The sequence below is a fragment of the Bartonella sp. CR84HXZ genome (assembly GCF_042194535.1).
GTDB classification, from domain to species: Bacteria; Pseudomonadota; Alphaproteobacteria; order Rhizobiales; family Rhizobiaceae; genus Bartonella; species Bartonella grahamii.
On the sequence record NZ_JBHIMY010000003.1, the window covers coordinates 41,639 to 59,167 of the forward strand.

The 17,529-nt window shown below is 37.2% G+C and carries 14 protein-coding genes and 1 pseudogene; 1 reads left to right on the top strand and 14 read right to left on the bottom strand.

Features of this window, described 5'->3' with window-relative positions; translation table 11 throughout:
• Positions 1–224: 224 nt before the first annotated feature.
• From ACFIKD_RS02235 to ACFIKD_RS02245, 3 genes are all read right to left on the bottom strand, one after another.
• A complete protein-coding gene (locus ACFIKD_RS02235) occupies positions 225–1,061 on the bottom strand; it encodes a porin (RefSeq protein WP_375647125.1) in 837 nt (278 codons plus the stop codon).
• A gap of 334 nt (positions 1,062–1,395) precedes the next feature.
• Entirely contained in the window at positions 1,396–2,229 is an 834-nt protein-coding gene (locus ACFIKD_RS02240) for an outer membrane protein (protein WP_375644621.1), read from the bottom strand.
• Positions 2,230–4,128: 1,899 nt separating this feature from the next.
• Positions 4,129–4,458, bottom strand: coding sequence for a hypothetical protein (locus ACFIKD_RS02245; RefSeq protein ID WP_375647126.1), 330 nt, complete (start codon positions 4,456–4,458; stop codon positions 4,129–4,131).
• A gap of 766 nt (positions 4,459–5,224) precedes the next feature.
• On the opposite strand from ACFIKD_RS02245, the pseudogene ACFIKD_RS02250 reads away from it, so the two are divergent.
• A pseudogene (locus ACFIKD_RS02250) lies at positions 5,225–5,635 on the top strand (integrase); the annotation flags it as partial.
• A 249-nt stretch (positions 5,636–5,884) separates the two neighbouring features.
• Here the strand turns inward: ACFIKD_RS02250 and ACFIKD_RS02255 are convergent.
• From ACFIKD_RS02255 to ACFIKD_RS02305, 11 genes are all read right to left on the bottom strand, one after another.
• The gene (locus ACFIKD_RS02255) at positions 5,885–6,505 is read right to left on the bottom strand and encodes a ribonuclease D (protein ID WP_375644623.1); all 621 of its coding nucleotides are present in this window, start codon (positions 6,503–6,505) and stop codon (positions 5,885–5,887) included.
• On the bottom strand, positions 6,498–7,892 hold the full coding sequence (locus ACFIKD_RS02260; protein WP_375635964.1) for a M20/M25/M40 family metallo-hydrolase: 1,395 nt from the start codon (positions 7,890–7,892) through the stop codon (positions 6,498–6,500). The genes ACFIKD_RS02255 and ACFIKD_RS02260 overlap by 8 nt, the downstream gene beginning before the upstream one ends.
• An 83-nt stretch (positions 7,893–7,975) precedes the next feature.
• Positions 7,976–8,851 (bottom strand): bifunctional DNA-formamidopyrimidine glycosylase/DNA-(apurinic or apyrimidinic site) lyase, encoded by an 876-nt coding sequence (gene mutM, locus ACFIKD_RS02265; RefSeq protein WP_375644624.1) that lies wholly within the window; start codon positions 8,849–8,851, stop codon positions 7,976–7,978.
• Positions 8,852–9,122: 271 nt separating this feature from the next.
• Positions 9,123–10,370: an aminopeptidase gene (locus tag ACFIKD_RS02270; RefSeq protein WP_375635966.1), complete on the bottom strand. Its 1,248-nt coding sequence runs from the start codon at positions 10,368–10,370 to the stop codon at positions 9,123–9,125.
• Positions 10,371–10,544: 174 nt separating this feature from the next.
• A complete protein-coding gene (locus tag ACFIKD_RS02275; RefSeq protein ID WP_375635967.1) occupies positions 10,545–11,381 on the bottom strand; it encodes a cell wall hydrolase in 837 nt (278 codons plus the stop codon).
• A gap of 229 nt (positions 11,382–11,610) precedes the next feature.
• The gene (locus ACFIKD_RS02280; RefSeq protein WP_375635968.1) at positions 11,611–11,877 is read right to left on the bottom strand and encodes a hypothetical protein; all 267 of its coding nucleotides are present in this window, start codon (positions 11,875–11,877) and stop codon (positions 11,611–11,613) included.
• 88 nt (positions 11,878–11,965) lie between these two features.
• Complete coding sequence (gene phoU, locus ACFIKD_RS02285; protein ID WP_375635969.1) at positions 11,966–12,688, bottom strand: phosphate signaling complex protein PhoU; 723 nt, start codon at positions 12,686–12,688, stop codon at positions 11,966–11,968.
• Positions 12,689–12,709: 21 nt separating this feature from the next.
• Complete coding sequence (pstB, locus tag ACFIKD_RS02290; protein WP_273787813.1) at positions 12,710–13,468, bottom strand: phosphate ABC transporter ATP-binding protein PstB; 759 nt, start codon at positions 13,466–13,468, stop codon at positions 12,710–12,712.
• 51 nt (positions 13,469–13,519) lie between these two features.
• Positions 13,520–14,809, bottom strand: coding sequence for a phosphate ABC transporter permease PstA (gene pstA / locus ACFIKD_RS02295; protein WP_375647128.1), 1,290 nt, complete (start codon positions 14,807–14,809; stop codon positions 13,520–13,522).
• A complete protein-coding gene (pstC, locus tag ACFIKD_RS02300) occupies positions 14,806–16,266 on the bottom strand; it encodes a phosphate ABC transporter permease subunit PstC (RefSeq protein ID WP_375635971.1) in 1,461 nt (486 codons plus the stop codon). Before pstC ends, pstA begins: the two co-directional genes overlap by 4 nt.
• 75 nt (positions 16,267–16,341) lie before the next feature.
• On the bottom strand, positions 16,342–17,388 hold the full coding sequence (locus ACFIKD_RS02305) for a PstS family phosphate ABC transporter substrate-binding protein (protein ID WP_375635972.1): 1,047 nt from the start codon (positions 17,386–17,388) through the stop codon (positions 16,342–16,344).
• Positions 17,389–17,529 lie beyond the last annotated feature (141 nt).

A 17,529-nucleotide genomic window follows, 5' to 3' on the forward strand; every position in this document is an offset into this window, starting at 1 on the left:
CTCAAAACAAAATCGCTGCATGACTTTACAACGCTATTAACTTCACTCCGTACGAGAATTCGTAAGTTAATTTATCGATTTTGAATGTAATTCTTGTCTGTCATTTATGAAAATATTTTTATATCTCCAATAAATATGGAGTGAGTAATAATATAACAACAGAAAATAATAGAGGCCCTGTCTTTGACAGAGCCTCTTGGAAGTTTATTTCGTTTTTTACGAAATTAGAATTTGTATGCAACACCAACACGGAAATCATTGGTTTTATAAGCTATTTTATCCCCATCCTTTACAAATGCTTTTTTACCGTAGTCTGAGTAACGGTATTCTGCACGCAACAGAACATTGTCTGTCATTGCAAAGTCAATACCACCACCTACAGTGAAACCAACCATTGTTTTTGATAGATCACGCAATTTAGCAGAAGCGATTTCGGCACCTTCAGCTGTCGCTGCCTTAAGAGAATCGACTACCTGCAGCTGCGTATAAGCAATACCACCAGCGAAATAAGGCAAAATGCGGTCAACTGCTGCAAAACCAATACGAACGCGTGTTGCACCAGACCATTTTTCTTTTAAAGAGGTGCTATCTATACGTTTGCCATCCTTCGTGACATTATCAATATTTTTTCCTGGAGCAAATGTAGCTTCAGCAGCTGTAAGCTTATCTTTGAAAGCATCAAGGCCAGTTTCTCCAATAACTGCTGAATGCGCTTTTGAATCTTCGCGATCTGCCCAGACTGCATCGGTTTCAACACCTAAAATGAGGCCATTACCAAGATCCACGTTGGAACCTACATAAATACCACCCATGAAACCAGAAGGCTTAGGTGTCCAGTCTTTATCTGTAATTTTCTTTTTTGTTTCTGAATCAACTGCATCAACTTTACCTGAAAAGTTACCAACTTGACCACCGATATAAAAGCCTGTCCAAGAATAGGCAGGGGCTGCTGAGATGACTGCTGGGGCTGTTTCACGAGGGATGATAACATCAGCAGCTTGTGCTGCAGAAGCTGCTGCCATAGCGATAACAGAAGTTGTTACTAAAGATTTTATATTCATAAACTTTGCTCCTAATTTATTTATGAGCACAGTGCTACAAGATTACAGAAAGAAAAGCTGTAGTAAAAATGATACAGTCACAGAAAATGGAGGGCACATCCCAGATAAAATCGCTTCATAGCTTTGTTTTGCACGAAAAACCTAAAAAATATATATAAATAACTTATTGATTTTTAAATGTAATTATTGTTTATTGTTTATGATTTTTTTTAAGAAAATCTGAATAATATTTTTCCACATCCACAATAAATTATGTATTGTGTGATAATATAGCAACAGAGAATAACAGAGGCGCTGTCAAAGACAGCGCCTCTGTTATTTAACTTACCATCTGTTAAAATTTGTAAGCAACACCAACACGGAAATCATTGGTTTTGTAAGATGTCTCATATTTATCATTTGAGAATTTCTTTTTACCAAAATCAGAGTAACGATATTCCGCACGAACAATAACGTTATTGGTCATTGCTAAATCAACACCAGCACCAAGGGTGTAACCAACAAGGGTCTTTGTTTCATCAGACAAGGTACCAGAAGCTATTACTTTATCTGAATCTTTGCCTGTTATTGAAATCGATGCACTATCTTGAAGCTGTGTATAAGCGATACCACCAGCAACATAAGGCATAATGCGTTCAGCTGCAAAACCAATACGTACACGTGTCGCACCAGCCCACTTTTCTTTAAAAGTGAAACTGTGGGTCCGTTTAGCACCAGCTTCAAGCGCATCTTTACCAATACTAATTCCAGATTCTGTTAATATCTTCTTAATATAATTTATGTGATTTGGAAGAATAACATATGTGTTTCCTGTCTTCGTGTCATCTTTATTAGACCACATGATATCTGTATCAACACCTAGAATAAGGCCATTGCCGAGATCAACGTTGGAACCTGCGTAAAGACCACCCATGAAACCAGATAGTTTAGGCAAAAGGTCATCAGGCGCTGGAATCTTTTTTCCGTTACTGAGAATATCCATTTTCGTTTTACCCGAAAAACCACCAAGTTGCCCACCAAGGTAGAAACCTGTCCAAGAAAAAGTTGGAGCAACAATAACGGGAGCAACAGGTGTTGGACTTGGGGGAACAATAACATCTGCTGCTTGCGCCGCTGAAACTGAAACAAAAGCGAAAGCAGAAGCTGTTATTAACCATTTCATATTCATATTTTCTCTCCATAGCTGAATATTTATTTGAACACATCATTTCATATAGAGCCCAAACTTCAGATATCTGTAGCAAAAATGATACACTCATAAAAAAAACAAAAAGCCAATGAAAACATCCTGAATTGCTTGATCTCTTAATAAATAAGAATTGAACTATGCCAATGCACAAATGATTTTCTCTTGTCACATTTGCTCTTCTTTATAAATTTTTCAAAAATATCTGCGTTCTCGCCGTGGAAAGCATGTGCTCTTGTCTAATGAAAAATTATCCTTTTATATTAAATTCAAATGCTCTCATCTTAAACCATTGTATATTCAAGCAACAAAAATCATCCCTCTATACATTACAAACGAGCAAGTATGTGAAACCGTTAAAAAACTAAAAATGTCACTTATGAATGTTTTCAATATCAAGAACAGTCAAATGCAATCGTTCTATTTAAATTTATACAAATAATGTTTTTACCTTCATCCTTAGCATGACAAAATGTGAAGTCTATGTATTTGTTTTTTTTCATAAAAAGGATGCTTATATCATACATAAACTTATATGGCACATAAACAAGACTTCCAATAATCCACGGATTGAAACAAAATCATATGCAACTTGCCTGCTCTTTGTTTTTACTTTAGGCATTTATTGTTTTTAAATATTTACCATTTTTTGCTTATCTCAACCTCATAGAAAGTCTTTTTCAGAGTTTCATCTTATTTGTAGGCTATCTATTTCATACTCTTTTATAAACGAAACTGTAAAAAATGCCTCAAGACAGGCAACTGGTATGATAAATGCTGACATCTATATTAAAACTCTCCCTAAAGCAAAAAAGATGAGAGATCTTTCTTAAAGTGTTCACACCAAACTTTGCTTTGAAAGTCATTAATTGAGCAAACAATTTGGCAGAAAAAATATCTGATATTGCATCATAGACAAATAAAAAATATTTTATAAATTCTGTAGTCGAACAATAGATTGATTATAAACATAATTCATCATTTCGCATATTGAATAAGAAACCCGAATATCGTAAGATTCTCTCATTCCAAACTGGTAACATGTTGCAATCACTCAAAACCATTTGATTGCATGTTACAAGCAGGAAAAGCCGTGTGGATAAAAACTGTACAAGATAAGGACTAAAAATGCCTCTTATGAATCGTCTCACATACCAGAGGCTGTCACAGCATTGAGAGCTAGCAAAGTGTGTGATGAATGCCGTCTTGCCCCCTTCATAAGTATAAAGATGGTAGTACTCAATGGGTTTACCATTATACCCTTCATAGATAGCGTCGCGAAATGGGCTTGGGAGCATTGAAAAATGTTTCTTTAAAACAAGCGCACGTAAGTATGCAACGCAATGGCGTTTTATTCTTTGAAACACACTAAGATCAAAAGTTTAACATTAAAATAAATACTTGGTTTTCTCCTCGATTTGGACAAAGCGCTCTATCAGACCCTGTCTGCAAATAGTCCAGATTTTTGTCGAGTGGATTTCATTTAGCTTCCCATTCATGTATCATTAACCAAAGGTTCTATAGACAAGTCCTTCACTAATCCCACCCCATACTCTAAAAACACTTATCAAGACGTTTTACATGCCTTATATAATCACACTTAAAATGATGATATTTACGGCATAACAAAATAACCCAAAATCTCTAGGCTATATTCATCTAAACCCATGAATTTTATAATGACTGATTGCTATTATACTGTGTTATTCGTTCTCTGAAATCTTCCTATTCGTATCTTTTCCGAACAATCCTCTTCATTCTCATCGTGTACAATTATAACACGCTTTAAACAAATAGCTCCCCCCTGTTTTCAAGTGATAATATCTCTTTTCTTCACTTTTTGAGCATACGTTACACCTCTCAATGTTGTTTTCTCACTTTTTAAAAGCTCATTGGACTTCGTGTAAATAGGTTTGGTCGTCCTCTTTTCTCTAGTCCTTTTTTAGGATTATATCCTCTTTTTTTACCAGAATGTGACACAGGTACTAACTTAGCTGCTGTTATGCATTCACTGTTATTTGTGCAAGAAAGTTCTATTTGAAAAACTTCAGATAAGACCTTGCTAAGCTGTTCACCAGAAAAAAGACCTATTGGAGGAACAGCCGAAGATGCTCTCTGTATAAGGTTTTGAGACGCTAAAAAACTCGCACCCTGAGCGATAGAGATTGAAGCAAAAGTAGCAAAAGCTGTAATAAAATATTTTATGTTCATAAATTAACCTCATCAAATATCCATAATGGATTTTACTTAGTGCCTTCATTGCAAATTTCTAGAGAAAAATAATATGTTTATAGATAAAAAGTGAAAATCCTTACAAATAAAGCTTTGGAGCCCTTTTGATTTTAAAATAAAAGCAAATTGCCCTGCTCTACCAACATAGAAATCACTTATTGAGTAATAAATTAAAGGCACGAAGTATCGTCTGAAAATAATAAACTATACGAGCCTCACATAAACATATTGATTTATATATATAATTTATATTTTCTCACACAAAATGAGCCCCTCGAATATCAGAATATTCTCTCATTCCAAACTTGTTCATTATACATGAAGCAAATTTATTCGCTTCCACATCATAAATGAAGTTTGTATATGGATAAAACTCTTGAAAAAAGTGGATTCTCACGAATCTGTTTAAATGCAAAAGCTATTGCAACATTTTGACTTAGTAAAAAGCGCTCTTGCTCACTTGTTTCTAGCACACTTTTCTAGGAGTTGCTTTTTGCATTGTTCAGTACAATCGTGGTTATCTGTATAGATTAATCATATAATATATTGATTTATAATGATATTTTAGCGTTATTCATATTGAATAAAAACCCTGAATACCTTAAGATTCTCTCATTCCAAATCTTTTTCATGTTGAATCCATCAAAACCATTTGATTGCATGTTACAAGTGAGGAGAGCTGTGTGGATAAAAAAGACTAAAAATGCCTCTATGAACCGTCTCAAGTGCTAAGGACTACACAACATTGGGAGTTGGCAAATTGTGTGATGGTACGGCTTGTTACTCCATAAGCGTAAAGATGGAAGTGCTCAACGAATTTTATATCATATTTTGGGGCTTTATTGTTATACCACTCATAAGCGCCACCGTGAAATGGGCTTGGGGGCTGGTTTCTTAAAAAAAAGCACATGAATTAGCAACACAAATATATTCCGTTTAAGGCGTTCTGTTTTACATGAAGAACGTAAATCCATTAAAAACGTGAGAAACAAAAGCGTGAGGCAATGCGTAATCTCTATTATTTAACAGACATTGCTTTAGATACTTTTGAAAGTCGTAAAGCAGAATTAAAAATGATGGTAAAAATGAGATTTGGTTTTTATATTTACGCCTTCATATTCTCCCCCAATTAGGCTGTATACCGGTTTCAGAGATTTAAGTCTTCCAACCTACCATATGTTTCCAGACTCTCCTCAAAATTTCTTTTTTCAAATAAAAGCTGTTACAAAAATAAAAAATATGAATTCACAAAAGTACTTTGATTACCTAAACTTCAAATGAAATAGCACTTAAGAATTTATTATAACTCTTATCAGAAAAGATGAGAGGATAAAATGCCCATAATGTACAAGCATTTTGTCCTCTCGTATCAATAATTAACTCCTTTTAAAAACCAATTTTAAAGTTAGCTATGCGCAAAAATATCCACTTCCGCCCATCCTAAAAGGTCAAGCTTAGCTCTCATAGGCAAAAATTGAAAACACGCCTTGGCAACACTTTCTCGCTCTTCACGTCTTAAACGTTCTTCAAATATAACTTTTAAACGATGCAAATATAACACATCCGACGCAGCATATTCAATTTGTGCCTGTGATAACGTTTCTGCCGCCCAATCCGAAGATTGTTGCTGTTTAGAAATATTCACATTTAGCAATTCATTACAAATTTCTTTCAAGCCATGACGATCCGTATAAGTACGCGTGAGTTTAGAAGCGATCTTTGTACAAAAAATAGCTTCTGGCATGACACCAAATGTATGCGCTAAAATCGCAAGATCAAAACGCCCAAAATGGAATATTTTGATAACTGCGTTATCTCCAAGAAGCTTGACCAAATTAGGTGCACTCTTTTGTCCTTTAGCAATTTGTATAACGTCAGCAGTACCATCTCCAGAAGAAAGCTGAACAACACATAAACGATCACGATGTGGTTGTAACCCTAAAGTTTCGGTATCAATCGCAATGGCATCAGTTTTATAATTGTCTAAGTTTGGTAAATCACCTTGATGAACACGAATCTCAGCCATTTACCCTCCTACTTGCTAAAGCTGCAAGAATACGCGCCCAAGACCGCTGCCCCTTATGAAACGATTTTAAATTATACTTTTCATTAGGAGAATGAATACGGTCATCAGCCAGTCCAAAACCAACCAAAAGAGTCTCCATACCAAGAATTGACCGAAAATCTGCTACAATTGGGATCGAGCCCCCCATGGCTGTCAAGACAGCAGGCACTTCCCACTCTTGTGATAAGGCATCCTTCGCCTCCTTGATAAAAGATGAATCATCAGAAATCTGAAGTGCCGGAGAAGAACCGTGATTCTTAAATTCAACCTTACAATCAGCAGGAATTGAGCTACGTACATAATCACGCAACGCTTGGCGTATTTTCTCTGGATCTTGCTTATGCACCAAACGACACGATACTTTTGCACTCGCTTGAGAAGCAATAACCGTTTTCATCCCTTCCCCTTCATAGCCGCCACTAATACCATTAATTTCCATGGTAGGACGTGCCCATACAAGCTCTAAAATGCTCCGCCCTTTTTCACCAACAGGAATAGAAAGCCCTATAGGACCAAGAAAATTTTCAGCAGTACAATTAAGTTCATTCCATAACTGCAAAATCTGTGGAGGTGTTTCTTCTACGCCATCATAAAAACCAGGAAGTGTTACCCTATTATTTTCATCGTGAAGTCCTGCTAAGATTTTCGTTAAAATACGAATGGGATTAGCTGCTACTCCTCCAAAATAACCAGAATGCAAATCACGATTCGCTGCTGTAATAATAATCTCTTCTGCCATAATTCCCCGAAGAGAAAGAGCAATAGATGGTGTATCCGCATCCCACATTGACGTGTCACAAACCAATGCATAATCTGCCTTAAGTTCATCTTTATTTTCTTTTAAAAAAGGAATAAGGGAAGGAGAAGCACATTCTTCCTCACCTTCACATAAAATAGTAACTTTAACAGGAAGCTGCCCTGTTTCTTTCTTAAATGCACGACATGCTTCAATAAAAGTCATCAACTGACCTTTGTCATCTGAAGCTCCACGAGCACAAATAACTTTCTCTCCATCTCTCTCTTTTAAAGAAGGTGTAAATGGATCATCCTCCCATAAACTCAAAGGATCAACAGGTTGAACATCATAATGTCCGTAAAACAACACATGCAAACAATCATCCGAAGGTCCTGGATGATGCCCAACAACCATTGGATGACCCGGTGTATCACGACGTGAAGCCTCAAAACCGATGCTTTTTAAATCCTCTACTAACCAATCAGCTGCTTTACGACATGCATCCTTGTAAGCCGAGTCTGTAGAAATCGATTGAAAACGTAAAAGAGAAAAAAGGCGTTCAAGGCTCTTTTCTATATTTCCATCAAGATGTGTTAGTACTTTATTCAGCATAAAAAAACCTCTCAAGCCTTGTGTAATTATATTATAGATACGACGACTTTAAGCCTCTTGTAAGATTTTGCAAGACACCTTATTCATTTTTGGCATTGTGAGCAGTAAAAACTTGAACGTCCAGCCTGTAAAATACGCACAATAGGCGTTCCACATTCCAAACATTGCTTACCTTCTCGTCCATAAACTGAAAAAGCATGTTGAAAATAACCAAGTGAACCATCTATATGCATATAATCACGTAAAGAAGAGCCACCAGACAAAATGGCTTCAGAAATCACATTGCGTATATTTTGTGCTAAAGAATCTGCAAATTCACATGCACGTGCCGTTTTTGATGCCAATGTAAATGCACCACGTTGTGGCGACAAACGACTCCGCCAAAGTGCTTCACAAACATAAATATTCCCAAGACCTGCAACAATAGACTGATCAAGTAAAACGCTCTTGAGAGACATTTTTTTATTAACAAAAGCCTTTTGTAAATAACGACCAGAAAACGAATTACTCATAGGTTCAAGCCCTAGCTTATTTAAAAGTGGATGTTCATAAAGCTTGTCCGTATTGACTAAAAGCATAAATCCAAAACGACGCACATCATTATAAATAAGATGATAAACTTCACCATCCCTTGTTTGAATATCCATGACAAAATGATCATGCTTAACTAATTTACTTGTCGTTGAAAAAACTGTTCTTAAAAGATCATTCTCTATACGCCATGAACCAGACATTCCTAAATGGCTTAAAATCGTTTCATCCTGAGAAAGATGAAATAATAAATATTTCGCACGCCGACCAAGTTCTATAATTGTTCTGCCAATAAGGCGCTCAGAAAAAGCCTCAGGAAAAGGAAAGCGCAAATCTCTACGATTAAGTCTGACAGATACTATCTTTGCATCAGTTACAACAGGCTCAAGTCCACGACGAACTGTCTCTACTTCAGGAAGTTCAGGCATCTCTCTTCTTTAATAATTATACACTTTCCAATTGTATCACCAATAAATTGACTTCTTTTCCCCCCTCAAAGAACGAAGGTTTCCTCTACATCTGCTCTATAAGAAACAAATTTTTGATGAGTGGATTTCTCTTGGCGTCCTAATCATATGAGTCACTTAACTAAAGGCTTTATAGCCAAGCCCTGCCTTGAATATTCACCAAACACTCTAAAATACTTAACGTATCAATGAGGCTTACATCCCACTCCACATCGAATGCGGCATAACAGGATTAAGCCCATTCACCCTTACGAAATACAGGAACTCTTACACCATCTTGGGTAATGCCATCTATATCAATTTCGCCAGAACCAATCATCCAGTCAATATGAATGACACTTTTATTACCACCACGTGCTGCAATCTCTTCTGACGTCAATGATGCCCCATCTAAAAAGCATTTGGAATAACATTGCCCTAAAGCAATATGACATGCAGCATTTTCATCAAATAAGGTATTATAAAAAAGGAGGTCACTCTTAGAAATTGGTGAAGAATGGGGCACAAGAGCAACTTCGCCCAATCGGCTTGCACCCTCATCACTTTGCAAAACCTGTTGCAAAACTTCCTGACCCGTTGATGCACGAGACTCAACAATACGCCCTGCTTCAAAACGTACTTCAATATTATCAACCAGTGTTCCTTGATAGGAAAGTGGTTTCGTCGAACGAACAAAACCTTCAACCTTATGAGCATGAGGAGTCGTGAAAACTTCTTCTGTCGGAATATTCGGATTGCAAATAACACCATTTTGAGCAACGGATGCACCACCATGCCATTCATGATCATCTGCCAAACCAACAGTTAAATCAGTCCCTGGCCCTGTAAAGTGTAAGGCAGAGAAACGCTGCTCATTAAGCCAAGATGATCGTTTCTTTAAATTCTCGTTATGGACACCCCACGCATGTACTGGATCTTCTTCTGTAACACGTGAAGCAGAAAAAATTGCATCGGCTAATTTTTTAATCGCCTCATTCAGTGGTAAAGAAGGAAACATTGCCTCAGCCCATCCTGCTGTTGGATAAGCAACAATTGACCAATTTATAGAAAAATTCGATATTTTTTTGAGAGCAGGCTGGTAAGCTAGTGAAGTCGCCTTATTCAAACGCGCAACCTTATCAAAATCTTGATTGGAAAGGAGCAAAGGATTATCACCAACAATTGCTAAACGCGCTGCCCCATTTTCAAAAGCCTTTGCCATTCCCTCATAAAGCCAAGAAGGGGCACAATCAAAACTAGCTGTATGGGCATTTTCAAAACGTGTAATCGATAACATATCATCACTAAAAATTGGTGTAATGACACCAGCACCAACCTTATAAGCATGATATGCAATACGCCGAACAAAAGGTAATGCTGAAACTGGAGCAGTCAAAACAAGATCTTGCCCCTCTTGTAAATTCAACCCCACTTTTACTGTAATTTCTGCAAGACGATTAAGCATTTCAGGCGAAATTGTCTCATGAATATCAAAGTACATTACCAATACCCTTCTTTAAATAAAATGCGTTCTTTACGTCGTCATATTATAAATTGTTTTTTAGATCCTTTGAGTTTACTTTCTCTACGTATATTGATGCGTGTCATTATCGCTAAAGGATCACTTAATTCATAAACCGCAATGGGCGTATAACCCTTCTTTTGTCGTGAAAACTTACCAGTTTCTGTGTCGTTTTTCTAACATTGCAACAATTGCATTTAACTGATCTGATGAAGGCAAAGTCATAATCGTTTTATTTTCCTCTTTCCTAGCTAGATGTTGAGGTGCATAGGCAGGAATAGGAACTTTATCAAGCTGTACCATAGCAAAATGCGCAGGATGTGCCGTTTTGGACTGTGCTACTTCTATCGAAGGAGATGCACTTTTCTCTACCTTTACTCCCCTACTTTCTGTGCCTTCATCTATAAAGCTTGGCGCATGACCAGAACGTTCTTGAGCAAAAGCATAAGCAACATCATAAGGGCGATTATTTGTAGGAACTTGAAGTTCCCCATCACGTGATCGTTTTTCATAAAAAGCATTTCCCCCTGCAACCTGAACATAATGCATGTTTTTATACGGAAAAGACAAACCAGCGGTATGAAAAAACTTAGCGTGTTTAACTTTCTTATCTCGTTCACCCCGTAAAACAGCATCAGCCGCCTCTCTTACACGAGCAACAGATGCTTTCTCCGTCATAGGACGCGTTAAAACACCAGGAGCAAACTGCTTATATTGACCAACAACACCACAAATCGTCTTAGGATAGGCGGTTGAATTAACACGATTCATAACAACCGTCCCAACGGCAATCATTCCTTCACGGCTTGTGCGATTTGATTCAAAATACATCGCTCGCATAAGACATTGACGCTCTGTCAATGGATACGTAACTGTTTTTGTCTTATTATTATTTACTTTTCCAGTATCTAAACGATTTGAAGCACACCCCACAACAACTAACGGCGCTACACAACAGGTAACAAAAACATTCCAACGATTTTTTTTCATCTTATGCAACACATTCCTATAATCTCTGAGCTATTCAAATTTTGAAATGAGCTTTAAATGTATCTCTTAATAAAGTACATAGCCGATTGTTACCACTCAGTAAAATTTTAATACAAGAGGTAATAAAAAAATATCTATGCAAAATAAAAAATAAAAAACTCTTAATTTACAGATCAATATTGTTATTCTTCATGGTCCAATATAGGCCATAATAACCCACACGTTTCAATTACAATAAAGCAACACTATCCACTTCTTCTACATCCAAAAAAATTTGGATACCAAAACTCTTTGCATCGATATTGAAAAAAATAATACAGATATCCCCTTTAATATAAAAACATAAAATTTTAACAAAATGATCTAGAAGAAAACTCCCCTCCGGCCATAATACGAGTGATGATATCATCCAATATACAAATATGTCAAACCAAGAGTTAGCAATCTGCCATGCTTCTCTGAAAAAACTCTTTGTTGCTTCTTTGTACTTTTCCATAATATGGCTATCTTATTCTTTCTATAGCCGCACTGTAAGAAAATACTCATAGTATCTACAAACTTATCTTATACATATAAGAAAAATTTTAATCTATTTTCTTCTCACCTACCCCAACTTTATAAGTAAGGTCATCGCGAGGACGATCAGAAGACATATGGTAACCCGTTATGATATAATGCAGCATTTCAGCAATATTAGTAACATGATCACCAATTCGTTCAATATTCTTTAAACAAAACAGCAAGTGTGTACAAACCGTAATATTGCGCATATCTTCCATCATATATGTCAAAAATTCACGAAAAAGAGAAGTATACAAAGCATCAATCTTCTCATCACGCTCACGCACAGCGTCAACACGCTCTAATAGGCGACTCGTATAAGCATTTAAGACTTCTTTTAATTGATTGAGTGCTAAAGCTGTAATTGTTTCAAGCCCATGATAAACAGAAGCAGATTGACGTATTTCTGAAAGTGCAACTGTCCTTTTAGCAATGTTTTTAGCCATATCCCCAATCCGCTCAAGATCAGAAGAAATACGAATGGCTCCAATAATTTCACGCAAATCAACAGCCATCGGTTGGCGTTTGCAAATAATAGCAACCGCTTTTTCATCAATGTCACGTTCTGCTTCATCTAAAAACACATCATCGGCAATCACTGTCGTTGCAAGTTGAAGATCACTACACACAACCGATGCGACAGAACGTTCAATCATCCTTTCTGCATGGCTCCCCATTTCTGTAATCCTTGCTTTTAAATATTTTAGTTCTGCATCATAAGAACGGACAGTATGGTTCATAGACATATCTTACACTCCTCAATTCACCTATCCAAAACGCCCCGTAATATAATCTTGCGTCCGTTGCTCTTTTGGTGAGGTAAAGATCATTTCAGTTGCACCAACTTCTACCAAGTGCCCTAAATGAAACATAGCCGTATATTGAGAAACACGTGCAGCCTGTTGCATGGAATGCGTTACGATAACAATTGTATAATTTTGCCGTAATGCATCGATAAGCTCTTCAATCCGTGCCGTCGCAATGGGATCAAGAGCTGAACAGGGCTCATCCATCAAAATAACTTCAGGACTAACCGCAATAGCACGTGCAATACACAAACGCTGTTGTTGTCCCCCTGATAAACTTGTTCCAAGATCATGAAGACGGTCTTTTACTTCTTCAAATAAACCTGCCTGCCTCAAACTCTTTTCAACTATATCATGCAATTCAGAGCGCGTTTTAACTAAACCATGAATGCGTGGACCATACGCAACATTTTCAAATATAGATTTTGGAAAAGGACTAGGCTTTTGAAAAACCATTCCAACACGAGCGCGCAATTCTACAACATCAATCCTCTGGTCATAAATATTTTCCCCATCTAAAGTAATAAGACCGGTTGTTTTAGCGCCTTCAATCGTATCATTCATACGGTTAAAACAACGCAAAAAAGTCGACTTTCCGCATCCTGATGGACCAATCAAAGCTGTTACTTGATGTTCAGGAATATCAAGTGTAATACCGTGGAGTGCTTCTTTGTCTCCATAAGAAACCTTCACATCCTGACCTCGCATTTTAATCTTCATTGCAAAAATTCACCTTACAAAAATCTTATCAAAACTGTTATTTTATTAAAATTACTGGCGGCGTTCAAATCGTCGACGTAAACAAACCGCAGAAATATTCATGATTGCAAGAAAAATCATTAATACAATAATAGCACCTGACGTCTTTTCAACAAAAGCGCGCTCTGCTTCACCCGCCCACATAAAAATTTGAACAGGCAAAGCCGTTGCTGGATCCATGGGGGTTGTAGGAATATTAACAACAAAAGCAACCATTCCAATCAGAAGCAAAGGCGCTGTTTCACCCAAAGCCTGTGCGACTCCAATAATTGTGCCTGTCAAAATACCAGGCGCAGCTAAAGGAACAACATGATGAAAAATCATTTGTGTTTTTGATGCTCCCAGTCCTAAAGCTGCTGCACGAATAGAGAGAGGAACTGCACGCAGAGCAGAACGTGTTGCAATAATAATCGTGGGAAGAGTCATGAGCGCTAAAACAAGACCACCAACAAAAGAGGCTGAACGTGGTAATCCTAAAAAATTAACAAAAAACGAGAGTCCTAAAAGACCAAACACAATTGAAGGAACAGCTGCAAGATTATTGATATTAACCTCTATAAAATCTGTAAATTTATTTTTGCGTGCATATTCTTCCAAATAAAGAGCCGTTGCTATGCCTATCGGAAGTGAAACTAATAAAACGATGCCTATCATATAAAGAGAACCAATAATCGCAACACCTAATCCCGCAGTCTCAGGACGACTTGAAGCGCCAAATGTAAAAAAACCAATATTAAATGTTTTATAAAGCGTACCATCATGCGCTAAACGCTTTATCCATTCTACTTGTCGATTAGAAACTTTACGGTTTTTTTCTGCTACACGCAGATCAATCTGTCCCTTATAAGCAGAATCAATATCCGCAGATGCCAAAACCTTAACTTTTTGCATTGTGCCAATCAGTTTTGGATTCTTTGTTACCATTTCACGCAGCTGAACGCGGACACCATTTGAAAACATACGGTTAACTTCTCGAAGAGAGGCGCGGTCATTTTGATCTATATTAAGTTTCTTTGCTAAAGCATTGCGTACAAGAAGTGGATAATTCGCCGTCATGAGCACTCGCGGTTTTGTTTTATGTTGACCACTTGGATCAATGACCTTTTCATCCAAATAAATCAATAATGTCATTTCACTTTGAAAAAAAGCTGTATAACCCTGACTAATGATAGACCATAAAAGCGTAAATAAAAAAAACAAACCAATAAAAATAGCAATCAAACCATAGGCACGAAAACGACGTTCAGCCCAATACCGACGCTTGAGGCTAATATTGCGACGAGGGAAAAAATCTTCATTCATTCATATTGTTCCCGATATTTACGCACAATATAAAGAGCCAGAATATTCATCAAAAGTGTCATAACAAAGAGCGTCATCCCTAAGGCAAAAGCCACCAGAGTTTGTGGAGAATTAAACTCAAAATCACCGGTCAATTGATTAACAATCTTAACAGTCATCGTAGTCATTGCTTCGAAAGGATTGAGTGTTAAGTTTGCTGCAACACCTGCCGCCAAAACCACAATCATTGTTTCTCCAATTGCACGCGATGCCGTTAACAAAATGGCCCCCATAATCCCTGGAAGCGCTGCTGGTATAACAACTTTTTTAATTGTTTCAGATTGCGTTGCGCCTAAACCATAAGAACCTTCACGTAAAATGCGTGGAACAGCCGTAATAACATCATCCGATAAAGAGGAAACAAAAGGTATCAACATAATTCCCATCACAACTCCAGCGGTCAAAACACTTTGTGCCATAATAAACCCAACCCCATCTGAGAGAGAAACAGAGAGATCACGTAAAAATGGTCCTACAACCTTCAAAGCAAAAAAACCATAAACAATGGTTGGAATGCCAGCAAGAACTTCTAATAATGGTTTTACAATTGCTCGCAATCGCGCAGAAGCATACTCAGCCATATAAAGAGCTGAAAATAGCCCTATAGGTACAGCAAAAAGCATGGCGACAAATGCAATATAAAGCGTACCAGCAAGAAGCGGTATTAAACCAAATTGTCCTACTTCATCGCTTGAGCCGCTCGCGGAAAAACGCGGATCCCAAACTGTTCCTAAAAAGAAATTTGAAAATGATACAGACTGAAAAAAGCTTACTGTCTGAAAAAGCATAGAAAGCGCAATGGCTATTGTTGTCAAGACTGCAACAATAGATGCACAAATTAATCCAATAATAATAAAAGATTCAACCTTATTGCGCGCACGCTGATGAGGCGCAATTTGCACCATTCCACAGATAAAACCCAAAGACGCAATAATAAAAAGGAAACCATAGCCTATAAACTTAAGCTTTTCAGAAAAGAATACCCACGACTGTGCTATTTTGAACACATCATCCGATGCTTCACTAGGTAAAATCAATCCCTTCGCGAATAACTGTGCCTGCACTTCCTTATAGGAAGCGGTAGAAAGATTCCCCTCAAAGCGATGAATCATTTTGACGAGACTTCGAAGTGTCTCCCAAAGTAGATCATGATTTACAGACTTTGTTACATGCGCACTATACGCCCCAAGCTCTCGAGAGGCATTATATTCTAAATAAATTGTACTCCCAGCATCCCAAACAATTAAAAAAATAAAAGCTGGAATAACAGTAATCAAAAATGTCCACCAGCCATAATAATACGCACGAGAATGCATCTTATGTTGTTTGTATTCAAGAATGCGTGCTCGCATATAAGAAATACAAAAGCCACAAAATCCAAAAATCAATAATAGAAAAATAATGAAGGAAATGCGCATTTTATCTTTCAGTTTTTATAAAAAATAGCACCTAAATTTCCTATCCCAGAAATCCAACCAATTATTCCCTGCAAATTATTTCAATGTCATTACTCGACCAGTAGAAAAATCAGAACGCTGTGCTTGACGCTCCTTTTCAGGAGAAACAATCAAACCATATTCAGCCAAAGGACCATCTGGACCAATCATTTGATCAGAAAGAAAAAAGTCAACATACTCTCGCAAACCTGAAACAATATCTAAATGTGCTTTCTTAATATAGAAAAAAAGCGGTCGAGAAACTGGATATTGTCCACTAGAAATCGTCTCAACTGTTGGCGCAAAACCGTTAATATCGGCAACCTTTAGCCTATCAGCATTATTTTGATAAAAAGACAAACCAAAAATACCAACCCCTGTTTTATTAGAAGTTAGACGCGCAAATGTTTCAGAATAATCACCATCAATATCAACCGCTTTTCCATCCTTACGTACCGCAATACAAGCAGTGTGTATCTCCTTATCATCCATTCCTAAAGACTTCATCACCTCAACTGCCCCACTCTCTTTACACCCCTCAGTAAGTAATTTTTCCTCAAAAACTTCACGCGTCCCATGCTTCTCTCCAGGAATATACGCTGCTATCGTCCAATCAGGAAGAGCACTATTAACTGCACTCCATTTCAAAACATTATTCGGTTGCAACTTTCCATCTATAATAATTCGAGCAGCAAGAGCTTTATAAACATCTACTGGCTTTAATTTCCAATCAGGACCTTTAATATCTGTTGCAAAAACAATACCATCATACCCAATACGTATTTCCTCAACATCTTTTACACCAGCATCAACACAAGACTGTAATTCACTCGGTTTCATGGCTCGCGAAGCATTAACAATATCAACGGTGTTCTCCCCAATACCACGGCAGAATTCCTTAATACCAGCTCCTGTTCCACCCGATTCGATAACAGGAACCTTAAAATGGGGATAAATTTCTCCAAATGTCTCAGCAACAATCTTTTGATAAGGTAAAACTGTAGATGAACCAGTAATCTGTATTTGATCGCGCGCATTGCCTCCATTTGCTGACAGCAGTAGCGCAAAAATCAATCCCACTCCAATTGATAATACCCTGCTCATCTATAAACTCCCTAAAAATTGAGGACAAAGCCTCTTAATTTATATCATACGGTCATTCTAGTTCACATTTGCAACATAACAAATATAAAAAACAACATGGATCATTTTTTTAAAACCATGTTTTTGTCCTCTGTCAAATAA